This window comes from Bacillus sp. RC252, from assembly GCF_044909215.1.
In the GTDB taxonomy this organism is placed as follows: Bacteria; Bacillota; Bacilli; order Bacillales; family Bacillaceae_G; genus Bacillus_A; species Bacillus_A mycoides.
In genome coordinates, this window is the sequence record NZ_JBIYDV010000003.1 from 72,609 (window position 1) to 89,531 (window position 16,923).

At 36.2% G+C, this 16,923-nt stretch carries 19 protein-coding genes and 2 tRNA genes; 4 read left to right on the forward strand and 17 right to left on the reverse strand.

Features of this window, described 5'->3' with window-relative positions; translation table 11 throughout:
* Window positions 1–96 precede the first annotated feature (96 nt).
* From clpX to ABH960_RS05495, 5 genes are all read right to left on the reverse strand, one after another.
* On the reverse strand, window positions 97–1,356 hold the full coding sequence (clpX, locus tag ABH960_RS05475) for an ATP-dependent protease ATP-binding subunit ClpX (RefSeq protein WP_000472285.1): 1,260 nt from the start codon (window positions 1,354–1,356) through the stop codon (window positions 97–99).
* Between the two features lie 264 nt (window positions 1,357–1,620).
* Complete coding sequence (gene tig, locus ABH960_RS05480) at window positions 1,621–2,898, reverse strand: trigger factor (RefSeq protein WP_404443434.1); 1,278 nt, start codon at window positions 2,896–2,898, stop codon at window positions 1,621–1,623.
* 310 nt (window positions 2,899–3,208) lie between these two features.
* Entirely contained in the window at window positions 3,209–4,207 is a 999-nt protein-coding gene (locus tag ABH960_RS05485) for a hypothetical protein (RefSeq protein ID WP_002067360.1), read from the reverse strand.
* Window positions 4,208–4,405: 198 nt separating this feature from the next.
* A complete protein-coding gene (locus tag ABH960_RS05490; protein WP_001983650.1) occupies window positions 4,406–4,654 on the reverse strand; it encodes a hypothetical protein in 249 nt (82 codons plus the stop codon).
* A 40-nt stretch (window positions 4,655–4,694) separates the two neighbouring features.
* Entirely contained in the window at window positions 4,695–4,832 is a 138-nt protein-coding gene (locus ABH960_RS05495) for a hypothetical protein (protein WP_002015343.1), read from the reverse strand.
* Window positions 4,833–4,970: 138 nt separating this feature from the next.
* Here ABH960_RS05495 and ABH960_RS05500 point away from each other — a divergent pair, with 138 nt between their 5' ends.
* Entirely contained in the window at window positions 4,971–5,585 is a 615-nt protein-coding gene (locus ABH960_RS05500; protein ID WP_016092377.1) for a PH domain-containing protein, read from the forward strand.
* A 51-nt stretch (window positions 5,586–5,636) separates the two neighbouring features.
* Here ABH960_RS05500 and ABH960_RS05505 read toward each other — a convergent pair.
* From ABH960_RS05505 to ABH960_RS05550, 10 genes are all read right to left on the reverse strand, one after another.
* Window positions 5,637–5,710, reverse strand: a tRNA-Arg gene (locus ABH960_RS05505).
* Window position 5,711: 1 nt separating this feature from the next.
* A tRNA-Gly gene (locus tag ABH960_RS05510) sits at window positions 5,712–5,785 on the reverse strand.
* A 108-nt stretch (window positions 5,786–5,893) separates the two neighbouring features.
* Window positions 5,894–6,397, reverse strand: a complete 504-nt coding sequence (locus ABH960_RS05515; RefSeq protein WP_404443440.1) for a metallophosphoesterase — start codon at window positions 6,395–6,397, stop codon at window positions 5,894–5,896.
* Window positions 6,398–6,410: 13 nt separating this feature from the next.
* The gene (locus ABH960_RS05520) at window positions 6,411–7,019 is read right to left on the reverse strand and encodes an XTP/dITP diphosphatase (protein ID WP_113935654.1); all 609 of its coding nucleotides are present in this window, start codon (window positions 7,017–7,019) and stop codon (window positions 6,411–6,413) included.
* An 11-nt stretch (window positions 7,020–7,030) separates the two neighbouring features.
* The gene (gene rph, locus ABH960_RS05525; protein WP_002138500.1) at window positions 7,031–7,768 is read right to left on the reverse strand and encodes a ribonuclease PH; all 738 of its coding nucleotides are present in this window, start codon (window positions 7,766–7,768) and stop codon (window positions 7,031–7,033) included.
* A 131-nt stretch (window positions 7,769–7,899) separates the two neighbouring features.
* Complete coding sequence (locus ABH960_RS05530) at window positions 7,900–8,946, reverse strand: GerMN domain-containing protein (protein WP_113935655.1); 1,047 nt, start codon at window positions 8,944–8,946, stop codon at window positions 7,900–7,902.
* A gap of 130 nt (window positions 8,947–9,076) precedes the next feature.
* Window positions 9,077–9,889, reverse strand: coding sequence for a glutamate racemase (gene racE, locus ABH960_RS05535; protein ID WP_002015338.1), 813 nt, complete (start codon window positions 9,887–9,889; stop codon window positions 9,077–9,079).
* A 381-nt stretch (window positions 9,890–10,270) separates the two neighbouring features.
* The gene (gene gerE / locus ABH960_RS05540) at window positions 10,271–10,495 is read right to left on the reverse strand and encodes a spore germination transcription factor GerE (protein WP_000659484.1); all 225 of its coding nucleotides are present in this window, start codon (window positions 10,493–10,495) and stop codon (window positions 10,271–10,273) included.
* Window positions 10,496–10,660: 165 nt separating this feature from the next.
* The gene (locus ABH960_RS05545) at window positions 10,661–11,956 is read right to left on the reverse strand and encodes a purine/pyrimidine permease (RefSeq protein WP_404443447.1); all 1,296 of its coding nucleotides are present in this window, start codon (window positions 11,954–11,956) and stop codon (window positions 10,661–10,663) included.
* Between the two features lie 112 nt (window positions 11,957–12,068).
* Window positions 12,069–13,310 (reverse strand): amidohydrolase family protein, encoded by a 1,242-nt coding sequence (locus tag ABH960_RS05550; RefSeq protein ID WP_404443450.1) that lies wholly within the window; start codon window positions 13,308–13,310, stop codon window positions 12,069–12,071.
* A gap of 213 nt (window positions 13,311–13,523) precedes the next feature.
* Here ABH960_RS05550 and ABH960_RS05555 point away from each other — a divergent pair, with 213 nt between their 5' ends.
* Entirely contained in the window at window positions 13,524–13,709 is a 186-nt protein-coding gene (locus tag ABH960_RS05555; protein ID WP_404443453.1) for a PspC domain-containing protein, read from the forward strand.
* Window positions 13,710–13,779: 70 nt separating this feature from the next.
* On the opposite strand, the gene ABH960_RS05560 is transcribed toward ABH960_RS05555, so the two are convergent.
* Window positions 13,780–14,352 carry a helix-turn-helix domain-containing protein gene (locus ABH960_RS05560; protein WP_404443455.1) on the reverse strand — a complete coding sequence of 191 codons (573 nt, stop codon included), beginning with the start codon at window positions 14,350–14,352 and terminating at the stop codon, window positions 13,780–13,782.
* A 99-nt stretch (window positions 14,353–14,451) separates the two neighbouring features.
* On the opposite strand from ABH960_RS05560, the gene ABH960_RS05565 reads away from it, so the two are divergent.
* Window positions 14,452–15,417, forward strand: a complete 966-nt coding sequence (locus ABH960_RS05565) for a DMT family transporter (protein ID WP_002129291.1) — start codon at window positions 14,452–14,454, stop codon at window positions 15,415–15,417.
* A 142-nt stretch (window positions 15,418–15,559) separates the two neighbouring features.
* Entirely contained in the window at window positions 15,560–16,225 is a 666-nt protein-coding gene (locus ABH960_RS05570; protein WP_404443459.1) for an aquaporin, read from the forward strand.
* Window positions 16,226–16,287: 62 nt separating this feature from the next.
* On the opposite strand, the gene ABH960_RS05575 is transcribed toward ABH960_RS05570, so the two are convergent.
* Window positions 16,288–16,719 (reverse strand): Rrf2 family transcriptional regulator, encoded by a 432-nt coding sequence (locus ABH960_RS05575; protein ID WP_002088848.1) that lies wholly within the window; start codon window positions 16,717–16,719, stop codon window positions 16,288–16,290.
* Window positions 16,720–16,923: the final 204 nt, after the last annotated feature.

Sequence of the window (16,923 nt, forward strand, 5' to 3'; positions counted from 1 at the left end):
CTCCCGCTATGTTTTACCTTTTAGTATTTCCTGGGAGGAATAGTGCTAAACATAAAGAAAAACAGCAATTATAAAAATTGCTGTTTCTTCTTCGCATTATGCAGATGTTTTTGTATCAAGTACAGTACCGTCTTGTAACACCAATTTCGGCGGTTCATTATCAGCTACTGTTTCTTTCGTAAGAATACACTTCTCGATATCTTTGCGAGATGGAAGTTCGAACATTACATCAAGCATCAAGCCTTCAATAATAGAACGAAGTCCACGAGCACCTGTTTTACGTTCAATTGCTTTTTTCGCAATCTCAACTAGTGCACCTTCTTCAAACTCTAACTCAACATCGTCAAGCTCCAATAATTTTTGGAATTGCTTAACAAGTGCATTTTTCGGTTTAGTTAAAATATCTACAAGAGCATCTTCATCAAGCGGCTCTAGGTTCGCAATAACTGGAAGACGACCGATAAACTCCGGAATTAAACCGAATCTTAAAAGATCCTCTGGTAAAACGTGAGATAAAACATGCTTCTCATTTACATCAGCATTTTTCTTCTCAGCACCAAATCCAATTACTTTCTCACCAAGGCGACGTTTAATAATAGGCTCGATGCCATCAAACGCTCCACCACAAATGAATAGGATGTTCGTTGTATCAATTTGAATAAACTCTTGATGCGGGTGCTTACGACCACCTTGAGGTGGAACGCTTGCTACAGTACCTTCTAAAATTTTCAGAAGCGCCTGCTGTACACCTTCACCAGATACATCACGTGTAATTGATGGATTTTCGGACTTACGTGCCACTTTATCAATCTCATCAATATAAATAATTCCTTTTTCCGCTTTTTCTACATCGTAATCAGCCGCTTGAATTAGTTTTAGTAAGATGTTTTCTACATCTTCCCCAACGTATCCAGCTTCTGTTAAAGATGTTGCGTCCGCGATTGCAAATGGAACATTTAAAATACGCGCTAATGTTTGTGCCAATAATGTTTTACCACTACCAGTTGGCCCAATAAGTGAAATATTACTCTTCGCTAATTCTACATCATCAATTTTGCTGTTAGAATTAATGCGTTTGTAATGGTTATATACCGCTACCGCTAGTGCTTTTTTCGCGTTATCTTGTCCGATGACATACTCATCTAAGATTTCACGAATTTCTACCGGTTTCGGTACATCTTTGAATTCTACTTCTTCGTCCTTCGCAAGCTCCTCTTGTACAATTTCAGTACAAAGCTCGATACACTCGTCACAAATGTAAACACCTGGACCTGCAACTAACTTTCGAACTTGCGTTTGTGTTTTACCACAGAAAGAACATTTTAATTGACCTTTTTCATCATTAAATTTAAACATATTTTCACACCCCTTACAAAGTGCTAACCTCTTGCCTTCGTATGTACACGATAAATGTATCGTATGTAAATACATATTATGTCACTACGTAGCGAGAAATACAAATAATATGACTAGTTATGTACAAATAAAAAAATTTTAAAACTTTTGAAATATGTATATTCGACTTACAAAGGCACTTTTCCTTCTTCATCGAAAAGTTTTATAAATATATTTCTATATTTATAAAACAAGGCACGATTAAAATCGCGCCTTGTTATTTTATTATGCAGCGTTGTCTACTAAGAAGTCTACAGCTTTACGCACTTTAAGATCTTCAGATAAAGCGTCTACGCTTCCAAGAGCTTGCTTGATAGCGTCTACTGGCATACCGTACATTTCAGCCATTTTTTCAACTTCTGCAGTTACTTCTTCTTCAGTAACTTCGATGTTTTCAGCTTCAATGATAGCTTCAAGAACAAGATTGATTCTTACACGTTTTTGTGCGTCCTCTTTCATTTGCTCTTTTAATTTGTCAGCGTCAGTACCTGTGAATTGGTAGTAAAGCTCAAGGTTCATACCTTGTTGGCTTAAACGTTGCTCGAATTCACGAACCATACGATCTAACTCAGTGTCGATCATAGCTTCTGGAATGTCGATTTCAGCGTTAGCAGCAGCTAATTCTACTACTTCGTCACGTACTTTGTGCTCAGCTTCGTGCTTTTTGCCTTCTTCTAAGTTTGTACGAAGTTTTGTTTTTAATTCATCAAGAGTTGCAACTTCTTCGTCAGCCTCTTTAGCGAACTCGTCGTTTAACTCAGGAAGCTCTTTTGTTTTGATTTCGTGAATTGTTACTTTGAATGTTGCTGGTTTACCAGCTAATTCAGCAGCATGGTACTCTTCTGGGAATGATACTTCAACTTCTTTAGAATCACCAGATTTAAGACCAATTACTTGCTCTTCGAAACCTGGGATGAAAGTACCAGAACCGATTGCAAGAGAATAGTTTTCGCCTTTTCCGCCTTCAAATGCTTCGCCATCAACGAAACCTTCGAAGTCGATTACAGCTGTATCACCATCTGCAGCAGTTCCTTCTTCTTTAACAACTAGTTCAGCTTGACGCTCTTGTAAAGCTTTTACTTCGTTCTCTACATCCTCGTCAGTTACAGTTGTTTCAACTTTTTCTACTGCTAAACCTTTGTAATCACCTAATTTAACTTCAGGTTTTACAGTAACTTTTGCAGTGAAAATTAAGTTTTGGCCTTTTTCGAATTTCTCGATGTCAATCTCAGGATGAGCAACTGGGAAGATACCAGCTTCATCGATTGCTTCACCGTATGCTTTTGGTAAGATGATATCTAAAGCATCTTGGTATAAAGATTCAATACCAAAGCGTTGTTCGAATAATGGACGAGGCATTTTCCCTTTACGGAAACCTGGTACATTAATTGTTTTTACTACTTTTTTGAATGCAGCGTCGATAGAGTTATTTACTTCTTTAGCATCAACTTCGATTGTTAAAACGCCAACGTTACCTTCTAATTTTTCCCATTTTGTAGACATTTATTCTTTCCCTCCAACTATAATAATGTATGCACATACCTTTATAGATCAAAATTTTTATTATCTCTTTCTTGAAATAACAAATGTACAAATAACCCTCTAGCAAAAAGCTTTCAGATACAATGTTCCAATCTACTAATTGTCTAAAAGACAACTACGGTATATTTTGTTCGAGACTAATATGAAACATATTAAGTAAGAGAATTATACTCCTCTTCTCTTACAAACAGGCAGATTTCTGCCTTTTGCAACCCTTACATTATAACATAGAATGTGCTCGTTTCAATAACTGAACGATTCTTTTTCATAATTATACGGGCAAATACCCTTCTCTTTCAATGCGCAGTAACCATTGATAGGCAATATGAAATTCCTCAAACTCAATATTGTATGCTGTCATAAGTTCTTCTTCATCAATAGCCAATCCGAAACGCTTTCTTCCAATTCTCTCTAAGACAGCAGCCCAAATTTCTACTTTATCCATTAATAGAGGGAACGGAAAAACGCTAATTTGTAATTCTTTCCAGTATGTAACCATCGTACTAAATATATCTGGATAATTTTGCTCTAATCGGTTTGAGAATTTATGTATAATTTTATCGGATTGCTCCTCATTATGACCTGTAAATGCTGGAATCACCTTTATCGTATTTCCAAACTTCTCTACTTCTATCTCTTCTTCTATTTGATTTTCTACCATTTTATACAAAATAGAAGTTTTTAAATAAGGATGCTGATCTTCGTCTATTAAAAATTTCTTTAAAGTAGGAAGTGCGAGATCCAGGTCTTTTAACGAAAGTTTCTGGATCACTCTTAGCTTTTGACCAAAGTTTTCTCCAAAAAGCCCATCGGTAAATTCTTCTAATTCAAAATTCGAATCCACTAGCGGTTTATCTTCTTCATTCAGCATCCCTTGCGCAAACAAAGCAAGCTGCGCCAATTTTTCCTTTTGCTCAGGAATTATATCTTTCGTTTGCAAAACTTCCTCAACAGTTTCAATGACACCTTCATAATCATTTGTTTGAACTAAAATAGTTACATACGTTTCAAGAATATCACCAAATAATACAGCTCCTGTTTCAAGCAACTGCTCACATTTTTCTTTCGCTTCTTCCATACGTTTTAATTCTAGCAAACAAATAACGGAAGCTAATTCTGTTTGTTCCGTTTCTGCATTATACTGACGTAATATTTCAAAGCAGCGCAATGCATCTTCGAATTCCCGCTCTTTCAACGCTAAAAAACCTTTATCAATATAGCGTTCTGATAGTTGCGGAAACAATACGACCGTATTTTCTTTTTTATCCATACGTCCGCCTCTTTTTCTAGATTTTAATGATCTTCAAAGTAAATATATCAAATGCGTAATGAGAACACAACATTCCAAAAATATTTATTTGAAATATAGGAATATTCTATTTTCATAACAAAAAAGCAACAAACTTCTAAATGAAATTCATTTTTCACAAACAAAAACCCTCAGCAACAGACGGCAGAGGGTTCATCATTAATGGAAAGCTTTTATAATTGTGGGGTATATAACAAGGGTAATAATTTGGAGAACAATAATTGCCATAACAATCATGCTAAAATAGAAGATTGGTTTACTTCGCTTCATTAAAAACATAATAATGAGCATCGTACAAGCAAACAAACTTAAAAAGAACAAACTCGTTGTCGAACTGAGTATACCACTCGGGACAAAGAACAATAAAACTACACTACAAGTACCTATAATTCCAAATAACCATTCCATTCATTCACTCATTCCCTTTCCCTCTCATGGCAGTTTTTTTCTACGCTACTAAATGTTTTACAACATCAATTACATATGTTAACTTTTCATACGCCACAAACCCAAAAGCTACTGTTAAACCCGTTACGATTAATCCTTTCATCATCTCTTCCTCCTCATTTATCGTTGTTATCTTCATTATATAGGATTAGTAATTTGTTACCATCGAACTTCCTTACACTTACCTTACAGAGTTGTAAGATTTCAAAAATAGATTTAAAATCATGTTAATATATTTTTGTACAATTAAAAATTTAATTTACAAGGGGGATTATATATGTTCAAAAAAATGGCAGCTGACGTTTTAGGATTAAGCGATGTAGGTTCCGTTATCACACCAAAAGATTACGATAAGGTCGATGCTGATGATTACGTAATGCATGAAGATGGGGAGAAAATTTACTTTCTTATTAAATCTAAATCAGATGAATATTGTTTCACAAACAAAGGATTAATTCACCTAGATGGTACAAGTGCCACAAGCAAAAAACGTACATTACGCCGCTTTAGCTATAGTAAATATCAAATTAAAAACGTAGCACTTGAAACTGCAGGAACGATTGATTTAGATGTAGAAATTAAATTTCAAATGGGAGATGAGCATTACTCAATTGATGTTCATAAAAAACATATTGAAGAATTAAAAGATTTATATAAGGCTCTTCTTAAAATCGAAGAAATTTCATACGACAACGACATTAAATTGCAGTATGCACATAAAAGTTTAGATATGGCATCTAACGCTTTCAGCCGTATTTCAAATGCACAAGTAAATTTAGCAGAACAGTTTAAAGAGATGAACGAGATCGCCTTTAACTGGCTCGTTGATACGAAAAAGCAATATAACGTGAAAGATTACGGTTTTGTCTTTGAAAAATTTATTAATAACTAATTTAAAACAAACAAAAAACCTTGTTATCAAAAGATAACAAGGTTTTGTTAGCGTCCCAGGAGAGATTCGAACTCCCGACCGTACGCTTAGAAGGCGTATGCTCTATCCGGCTGAGCTACTGGGACATGGAGCGGGTGAAGAGAATCGAACTCTCGACCAGAGCTTGGAAGGCTCTTGTTTTACCACTAAACTACACCCGCATATGTTATTTTATTTTTCTTCGTTAGCGCCGTTGCCCTATCGACAATATTTATTATATTCATAACTACTTATAAAGTCAACACTTTTTTAAAAGAGGATAATTTTTCTTATCCTCTTTTAAAAATTGCTTGTTCCACCAGCTGTCCATCTAATGTTTCAAAACGAACTTCTATATGATTTTCATCCATTTCTAATAAAGCGAATGTTTTTTCCACACGAGAACGTGGGAGCAAAATACTTCCTGGATTAATAAATAAAATCCCATCACTTAATTCTGCCCCTAATATATGAGAATGTCCAAAGCATGCTACTTGCGCTCCTACTTCTCCTGCATGATACGCTAACGTTTGTAACGTCATTTTCACATTATGACGATGACCGTGTACAACTAAGAAACGAATTCCATCTACATCAGTTACAATTTCATCTTGAAAGTTAGCATAATCACAATTCCCTTTTACGACTTGGAAACCTTGTAGCTCTTCGTGAGCAGGTGTTAGCTCTGAATCACCACAATGAATCATGACATCTACTTTCCCTTCGTAATTCTCTTTTAACTGCTGTAATTCCTTCACAGAGCTATGACTATCGCTTACGATTAAAGCTTTCATCAATCTCTCTCCCTTATTCTTCTAAAAACCATTCTGGGATTTTTTCTTCTAATTTACGAAGAGCGCGTCCGCGGTGACTAATCGCATTTTTCTCATCCGAATTTAGCTCAGCCATCGATTTTTTATATTCTTCTACATAAAAAATCGGATCGTATCCGAAACCATTTTCCCCGCGGCGCTGTTCTAGAATTTTCCCTTCGCACGTTCCGTTTACAATAACCGGCTCTTTATCCACTTCAGGGAAAGCAACTGCTAGCGCACAGTAAAAACGAGCTGTACGTTTTTCTAAATCGAAGTCAGTTAACCCTTGTAACACCTTATCTATATTCGCCTGATCATCTTTCGGCTCCCCAGCAAAACGAGCTGAATACACACCTGGTTTCCCGTTTAAGGCATCTACAATAAGACCAGAGTCATCCGCAATTACGATGGAATTCAACTGTCTACTAAGACTGTCCGCCTTTAAAATTGCATTTTCTTCAAATGTTTCACCAGTTTCTTCGACTTCTTCAATATGAGGAAAATCGTGTAAAGATTTCACTTCTAAGTCAAATCTCTCAAATAACTCAGCAAACTCACGTACTTTCCCAAGATTTTTCGTCGCTACAACAACTTGCTTCATATTTTCCACCTCTACTCTATATGAGATACGATGTCACCTAATGCTTCTTTTTGCTTTTCAACAAGTTGGAAAATCCCTTGTTCAGCAGCATCAAGTAATTCATTTAATTCAGCTCTGCTAAACGTCGCTTCTTCTCCAGTTCCTTGCACTTCAACAAACTGACCTTTTCCAGTCATAATAACGTTCATATCAACGTCTGCTTTAGAATCTTCAGCATAATTTAAATCTAAAACAACACCTTGTTCTTCAACAACACCTACTGACGTTGCCGCTAAATAATCTTTCACCGGAATTTTAGATACTTTGTCTGCTTGCAATAATTTTTCAAAAGCTAATACCATCGCTACATAAGCACCTGTAATAGAAGCTGTTCTCGTTCCGCCATCCGCTTGAATTACATCGCAGTCAATCCAAACCGTTCTTTCGCCAAGCGCTTCTAAATCAACAACCGCACGCAATGCTCGTCCAATTAAACGCTGGATCTCCATTGTGCGCCCTGTTACTTTCCCTTTACTTGACTCCCTGATTGTACGTTGCTCTGTCGCACGTGGAATCATTGAATATTCTGCTGTTACCCAGCCTTTTCCTTCTCCGCGCATAAACGGCGGTACACGCTCTTCAATTGTCGCTGAACAAATTACCTTTGTATCCCCAACTTCAATTAGTACTGATCCCTCTGGATGTTTTAAATAATTTGTATGAATATGTATATGGCGTAGCTCTGCTTTTCCTCTACCATCTACTCGCATAAAAATAACCCCCTCATAAATACTCTCATTAGTATAGCCAAATTTAAATGTACGATATGTATAACAATAAAAGAAGGGGAACTCAAAAAGCAATTCCCCTTTCTTACATAAGTATATCAAATTATTCGCGATTAAAAACTACCTGTATTCACGTTTTGTGGACGATTAACAGGTTTTATTAACTTTTCACCTTTCTCATCCATAAGATTTGCTTTCCCATTCACTTCAATAGAAACATTTTTCACACCTTGTTTTTCCGTTAAAGATAAGACTAACGATTTCAACACATAATTTGAAATCATATTTTTGTCTGGGTTCACAAATATATTTTCATTAAAGTTTAATGTAATATTTCCGTCCTTCACTTTCGGATTCGTAATAAGCTTAGCTCCTGGATTAAAATCATTTAGTAGTGATCCTTGAATCGGACCTTTTACAAGCTCATCCACAATTGCCGAGTAATCATTTTCTTTTCCTTCTGCAACGCGCCTTGTTACCGGTACGTAATATTGCTGCTTATTATTTTGCGCCATAAAGTAAAGTGTAACCGGTTTTGTATGCGTCACATCTGCTACTTGTTCATCATCAAAGTTAATTCCATTCGCACGACTTACACCTTCACCAAGCGGTGTACCCGCAACAGGCATCTTCGCTAACTTTTCACCATTTATTTGGAACTGCACTTGTTTTATTTCTGTAAATTGAGTCAAAGTCCACGCAACTGATTCAACAATTTGACGTTCTTCTTCTTTTGAATAATTTTTCATTTCTTTAGAGAAATCAATTACTGCTGTCCCGCCTTTTTTCAAATTCAAGGTCATCGTCGTATTCGCTGGAAGGACTGCTCGAAATCCATTTGGCAATAAATTTGTAACTGGTCCATCTTTCACAAGATACTCTAACGTTTGCTGTACAACTTCATTCGCTTTCGGAGTAGGCATTGCAATAGTTTGCGGTACGACATATCCATTTTTATCAACGAGGTATAACTCTCTATTTACTGTTTGCTCTTGTTTATCTTTTTTAGCAGTTTCTTTCTTTTCACCTTCTGTATACGTAACTTTTTTTGGCGGATCAATTTGTTCTGTCGCTTTCTCTTGATTTAACAAGCCACACCCTGATAATAAAATCGCACTCACAGTAGCACCAACAACCCATTTAAAAGTGGATTTAGGCATGCCATTCCCCCCTAAAATCTAAGTTTGTACTATTATGTATACGAGCTGTTTCATATTTTAGAACAAGCTATAGCTACTTACACAGAAAAAACCCCTGATTTCTCAGGAGTTCTCTTATATGAATCTACTATTATTCTGTTTCTAAATTGATATGCTTCACATTTTCAATCGGCTGACCGAACCACTTTGATGCAATTTCTTTAAACAGACCTATTTTACCAGTCGTTAAAAAGAGATGATCACTTTGTTCTTCTCCCTCATTTAACATCTTACTATGGTATAAAATCGTGCTTACCTCACGCGCTGTTTCATCACCCGAACTAATTAATTGTACTTGATCCCCCATTACCTTTTTAATAACAGGACCTAAAATCGGATAATGTGTACATCCTAGAATAAGCGTATCAATGTCAGTACTTTTCAACGGTTGCAATGTTTCTCTTACAACTTCATACGCCATTTCACTTTCGAAATTCCCACTCTCTACAAGCTCAACGAAAGGTGGGCACGCTAAACTTTCTACCATAACACGGTTATTAATAGACTTTAGTGCCTCTTCATAGGCGCCACTTTTTACTGTTCCAATCGTTCCAATAATCCCAACATGATACGTATTTGTCACTTTTAAAGCTGTACGTGATCCTGGATGAATAACTCCAACTACTGGAATTGGTAATTGTTTCTGCATTTCTTCTAAGACAACCGCAGTTGCTGTATTACACGCAATAACTAACATTTTGATATTTAAATCTAATAAATGCTCCGTCATTTCCCACGTAAATTGACGCACTTCTTCACGAGAACGCGGACCATAAGGGCAACGTGCTGTATCTCCTAAATATATAATACGCTCTTTCGGCAACTGACGAATTAATTCCTTCGCTACTGTTAAACCGCCCACTCCTGAATCAATAACACCGATCGCTCTATTCAACTTAATCACCCGTTTTCTCATTCATCATCTTATTTTATCATTATATTTTACACACTTTAAGTTCGCTAACTTAAAATGCCCCTGTATAAAATTTTTCATTTGTACCTGTATAGACCAGGACCTTTTTTTATTTTGCTCCTTTTTTTCATAATTTGCAAGACAGAAAAATAACCGACCTTCTATATGAAAGTCAGTTTCTTCTATATAAAATGCTCATTCAAAATAAAACTCCCGCTACCTTTATTAATAGCGGGAGTTTTATTTCTATAATTTATTTATCGCGTTCTTTATAGCCTTACCTATTTATATAGGAAACATTCTTATCATTCATATGGAGCATGAAACAAACAGAAAAATAGCCGACTCTTTGTATAAAAGTCGGCTGCTTTCTTATAGTTCGAGCTCTCCCATACGAAGAAGCTCAACAACTGCTTGTGAACGTCCTTTAACCCCTAGCTTTTGCATTGCGTTTGAGATGTGATTACGTACTGTTTTTTCACTTATAAACAGTTCACCTGCAATTTCCTTCGTCGTTTTATCTTGAACCAGTAATTCAAATACTTCTCTTTCTCTCTTTGTGAGTAACGGTTTAGATTGATACGCTTTTTCCTTCAACTGGTATAACCCTCCTTGCTTAAGCCAGAGCTGTATATGTGTAAGTTGGGTGTTTATTTAGTCAAGATATTGTATGAACGAAATGTGCAGGTGGTGAATGAAAATGGGCTTTATTTCTTATGTTATTTTAGACTTTTATACAGTGCGTACACTCTTTTTATCCACTTACTTTTCAGTACGCCATATTTGTTCTAGTAATATGCTGACAACTGTACCTACGAACAAACCATTTCCGAATATATATTGCATCACAGACGGCAAGGATTGGAGTGCTCCAGACGGTAAAAACATAACACCACTTCCAAATAATATAGCAACTCCTAAAATCGTTATATTCCTTTCGCTCATTGGCACTTGTTTTATATTATGAAACCCAATTCCAATTAGCTGTACGAACGAAGCCATTAAAACCGCAGATGCGACCGCGGATGGCAGAGAGGCTAAGTAGCGGATAATACTTGGAAACAGCGACATACCGACTAATAGTACGCATGCAAATAAGAATGAACGCATGTACTTTTGATTTGTTAAACGTATGAAACCTGCCGTTGCTGGTAATGGAACGACACCTACAGTTGAAAACAAAGAGGAAATCATATGCGAAATCCCTCCGACCCACGTACCATTTCTCAACTGTTTTTGTTCAATAGTCGCTTTATGAATCGTAGCTTGATTGATTGCTATAATAGCTGCCACTGTATTTGAAACTAAAATACATACCATAACGAAACTTGATACAGCCATACCTGTATTCCATTTTGGAATTCCCCACGCGAATATATGTGGAAGTTGCACAAAATGAGTTACTTGAGATGGGATCGTCACTTTTCCTGCAATGAGAAAAATAATCCAGCCACTAATTAGCCCTATTAAAACCGCATAACTTTTAACAAACCCTTTTCCAAAGTTGGAGAGTATGACTACGAATAAAAATATGCCAAAAGCAATTAATGCTGTAAATCCATCAATTTGAGAAACAGTAGCTGTAATTCCTAGCATTCCTTTTAAAAATACACCACTTAATTGTAAACATAATAAAAGTAAGAACGTCCCTGTCACGAGCGGCGTAAATAAAAATAAAATACGCCCGATAAATCCCGTTACTCCTAGCCCTATTAAAACAACTCCCGCAACCATCATTCCTAATTCTAAAATTTGCAATGTACTATGTAATTGATCCTGCCCTACAGTTGCATAAGCAAGCACGGTAAATACACCAACCCAAGATCCAGCTGGTCCATCCGCAATCGGAAGCTTATGTCCAAGCCATCCTTGTAAAAAAGAAGATATACCAACTACGAAAAACGTACGCTGCATTAAATAAAATACTTCTTCCGTCGTAAGATGAAATAATCCGCCAACGACAATTGGTAGCGCGATTGAGTTTGCTAATAAAAAAATAAACCATTGCAAAGTTCCCATAATATGATTTTGATTATGTTGATTGTCCAAACTTTTCATCCCTTCTTGCTTCCTTATAAGGAAGTATAGTACTTCCCTGTTTCTACTAAATAAAAAAGAAGGGTTCTATTTTCACAATTAGAACCCTTCTAAAAACATCTAAACGATTCCTCTATACAAGATTATCAGATTTCACTTGATCTAAATCCCCTATAACAACATTCCCTTTATACATAACTACACGCTTCTCTGTTTGACGAGCCACTGCTTCCGCGGCGCATGTTGCATTCGTTAAAACAAAACTTGCCTCATCCCCTACATTCGGCCACACTCGTTTCCCTTCATTATTTAACGTTTCTTTCCCTCCAGTAATAAAACGAAGAGCTTTCCCTAAAGACCTTTCATCACTCCAACCAAATCGTTCTGCCAATCGATTTGCCTTTTGAAGCATATCACCTGTGCCGAACGGAGACCAATGATCTGTAATACTATCATTTCCTAATGAAACTTTAACTCCTTTTTTATCTAGCAATGGAATTGGGATTACTTGTTTACCGATTGGAACGGTTGAAGTGATATCAATCTTTAATGCTGCTAGTCTTTCTGCCACTTCTTCAGCTTCTTTATTAGTAACACCACCAAGTCCAAGCGCATGACTAATTGTTACACGACCTTGCCATCCTGCTTCCTCTGTTAGACTTGCCAATCTCTTCATTGTAAACGTTCCAAGATTATTTGCATCATGCAAATGAATATCAACATCCGCATTAAACTCTACCGCAATGTCCATAATCGTATGTAATGATTTTTCAATATCATTATCTACTGTAGCTGGATCCACTCCGCCGACTAGATGCGCCCCCATACGCATCGCATCTTTTACAAGTTGCACAGAATTACTGCGCAACAATCCATGTTGCGGAAATGCAACTATTCTACCAGACAACCGATCTTTATATGTTCCTAAAGCCGCTAACGTTGCCTCTAAATTACGAAGTCCAATAACCGGATCCACATTACAATGCGTTCTAATATTTGTTGCGCCATTTCGAAGCAATAACTCTAGCATATTTTCCGCCCTGTCTTGAGCAGTTGCTAATTGCTTTGGTAAAATCGTTTTTTCTTCATTAAAACGTGTAAAAATATTTTCTGCTGGCATACAAGCTTTCCAAGGCCCACTATAATATGTTTTATCAATATGAATATGCATCTCTTCAAAAGCTGGTAAAACTAATAAACGATTAGCATCAAAAGTTAACGTTCCTTCCTCTTGAGCGATTCCCGATATAATTCTTTTAAATCGCCCATCTTCAATAAGAAGACTGCATATCTCAGTTTCCGTTTGTGAAATTTTCGCTTCTTCATATGTATAACCTGTTTCAAGCTTTACATTAGTCAACCAATATAATGTCATTACCATTCCCCCACCTTATATTAGAAAATACGTCACATCCTCATTTTCATTTTAATACCAACTGAAAATTAAGACAATTAATCCACTGTATTGTCCTTTCACAAAAAAATGTAATATAACCTAATGGTCTTCTCATAAATTTCCATATAGAATAAAAGTACACTGTATCACTCATACATAACAGCGGTGATATAAAAAGGAGAGGATCATAATATGTCGAAGAGGTTATATAAATCCGAAACTGATAAAATGTTATTTGGTATATGCGGTGGTTTAGGAGAATATTTTGATATTAGCTCTACTCTCATTCGCATACTTTGGGTCATTGCTATTTTATGTTTTGGGACGGGGTTTTTAGTTTATTTTATTTGTTTATTACTTATGCCACACTCTTACTAATAACATTCTTTCATATATTTGAGCATAGCGTATAAAAAATCCCCTATAGATTTTTCTATAGGGGATTTTTTCATGAAGAATATTTCATCGTTAAATGTAATACCGCTACTTCATCCTCTTCATTTTTATAACTATGTTTCTTATTAGCTTCAAAATGAATGGAGTCAAACTCATTTAGCACATATACGTCATTCTCAACTTGAATAGAAACTTTCCCTTTCATTACTGTTACAAGCTCAATTGCTCCTTCATGATGAGCTTCCGGTTCATATATACTATTCGCTCTTAAACAAGCACGGTGCATTTCCATCCCTGTTTCTTTCGTGTAACGGAACATCGTTTCTAAATGCCATGCTTGTCCTACATCTACTGCAAATCCTTCTCCGCAGCGCGCAACAGCTACAGGTTCTCCAACAACCATTAATCTCGATAAAGGAATCGATAACCCTTTCGTTATTTTCCAAATGACAGCTAACGTTGGATTCGTTTCGCCTCTCTCAATTTTCCCTAATGTTAATTTACTAACCCCTGTTTTTTGGGCTAATTCTTCTAAACTTAATTTTTGTTCATTTCGAATTTGTCTTAATAGCTGACCTACTTGCTGAATTACTTCTTTCGTTTGCATATCTTCATTTTCTTTCATCTATAAAACCACCTTAAAGTATAAAAAAGTTTACTTTTATTATATTAAAGTATATTATACTATACATAATTATTTTTTCCAAAAGGAGTGTTATATTTCATGCGCGCAATATTACTAGGTCTTTTATCATCGGCCTTTTTTTCTGCAACCTTTATTATTAACAGAGCAATGAATGTATCTGGAACAAGCTGGGCTTGGACTGCTTCCTTCCGTTTTCTATTTGCTCTCCCTATTTTATTCCTTATCGTTTTATTTCGCAAAAACTTAGGAGCTTTATGGGCAGAATTAAAAAAACATCCATTTGTATGGATCGGGTGGGGCTCGGTCGCTGGCATCGGCTTCTATTCTTTATTAAGTTTCGCAGCTGTTTTTTCTCCAGCTTGGCTCGTTGCTGGAACTTGGCAAGTTACGATATTAGCAGGTTTACTACTATCACCATTATTTTTCGTTAAAATAGAAACGAAATCAGGTACAAAACTTGTACGTGGAAAAATTCCACTTCGCAGTTTATATGTAGCATTATTTATTTTACTTGGTGTAATTTGTATGCAAGCGACTGCAGCGGGTCATATTACAATGACTCAGTTCATCTCGGGATTTTTACCTGTCGTATTAGCGGCTTTCTTATATCCGTTCGGTAACCGAAAAATGATGGAACTTGTTGGCGGGCGTCTTGATACATTCCAACGTGTATTAGGAATGGCAATCGGAAGTCTCCCTATTACAATCCTACTTGGTATATACGGATTTTCCACTACCGGTATTCCATCATCAAGTCAAATGATGCAAGGATTTTTGTTAGCATTATGTTCCGGAGTTATTGCGACGATGACATTTTTCTTTGCTACTGACTTAGCAAAAGACAATCTTGCTTTACTTGGAGCTGTTGAAGCAACACAAGCTGGAACGATGGTCTTCACTGTGCTTGGTGAGATTATTTTCTTAAATGGTTCATTCCCTAGCGGGCTGTCACTGATTGGGATGATTATTATCATGCTAGGAATGATCGTAAATAGTGTTTTAAACCGTTCTGTTCCAGTCATTAAACAAAAAAAATCAGCATAAAAATAGATATGGTTCTTCTTCATAGAACCATATCTATTTTTATTATCTCCCTATTTCGCCTTATCAGAATAGTATTTCATTAGCTGTTTATACTAAAACCTATGTTATAATACCTTTCATGTGCATTAATAGGAGGTAAATCATGTTAAAAAAAGCAATTGCTGAATTTATTGGTACATTTGTACTTGTATTATTCGGAACTGGAGTAGCTGTCATTGGTGGCGGAATTGAAGGAATTGGAACATTAGGTATCGCTATGGCTTTCGGATTATCTATCGTGGCTATGGCATATAGCATTGGAACAATTTCTGGATGTCATATTAACCCAGCAGTATCAATCGCTATGTTCATCAACAAAAGAATGAACGCTATGGAACTTAGCTATTATTTATTAGCTCAAATTTTAGGTGGTTTATTAGGAACTGCAACGTTAGTAACAATTTTACGATCTGCTAAATTACCTTTAGATAATTTAGGACAAAATAGTTTTGGAACTCTTGGTTTATCTGGAGCATTTTTAGTTGAACTCATTTTAACTTTCGTATTTGTTTTAGTTATCGTTGCTGTAACAGGTAAAAAGGGAAGTTCTTCTTTAGCTGGACTAGTAATTGGTTTCACATTAGTATTAATTCACTTATTAGGTATTCCGTTAACTGGAACATCTGTTAACCCAGCTCGTAGTATCGCACCAGCTCTATTCGCTGGCGGAGAAGCAATTTCTCAACTATGGGTGTTCATCGTTGCCCCAATTTTTGGTGGTATCGTAGCAGCTGTTGTAGGAAAGTTTATTTTAAATACGGAAAAATAGAACTTTCAATATTTCCGAATAAAAAAAAAGCGAGCCCTCATCATGAGGAAGCTCGCTTTTTTTTATTCTTTAATTTTCGACTTTAAATTTGTAACTAATTGCTGCACCGTTACATTTGCAAGTACGTTTTCCATCGCTTCTTGCGATTGTATTAAAATAATCTCTAATACCGATTGAATATTAGCTCCTACTGGACATTCAATGTTGGGATTTTCATGGAAAGAAAATAGATGTCCTTCTTCTACAACTTCCACAGCTTTATATACATCAAGTAATGTAATTTCATCTAAATCACGAGCAAGTGTCGTACCACCTTTACCAGCTTGTACATCAACAAGTCCTGCTCTCTTCAACATTCCTGTAATGCGACGAATCACAACTGGATTTGTATTCACACTACCAGCAATCCATTCAGAGGTACAGCGAGAGTTTCGATCTATTGCAAGTAACGTTAACATATGAACACCTACTGTAAAACGACTACTAATTCCCATCTGCACACCCTCCTTTTTATTCATTCTATTAAAAGACAACTCTTATTATTATATACTATTTTTAATTTATACATAAAGTGAAACTTTAATCAGTGGGGGTTTTGTTCATCCCCCACTGATTATTAGTTGAACCAATCGGGCGTTTACGGGCAGTTGATCTCCCATCTAACTTCTTTGCTCCAGCTGAATTTTGAGATGGGAGTT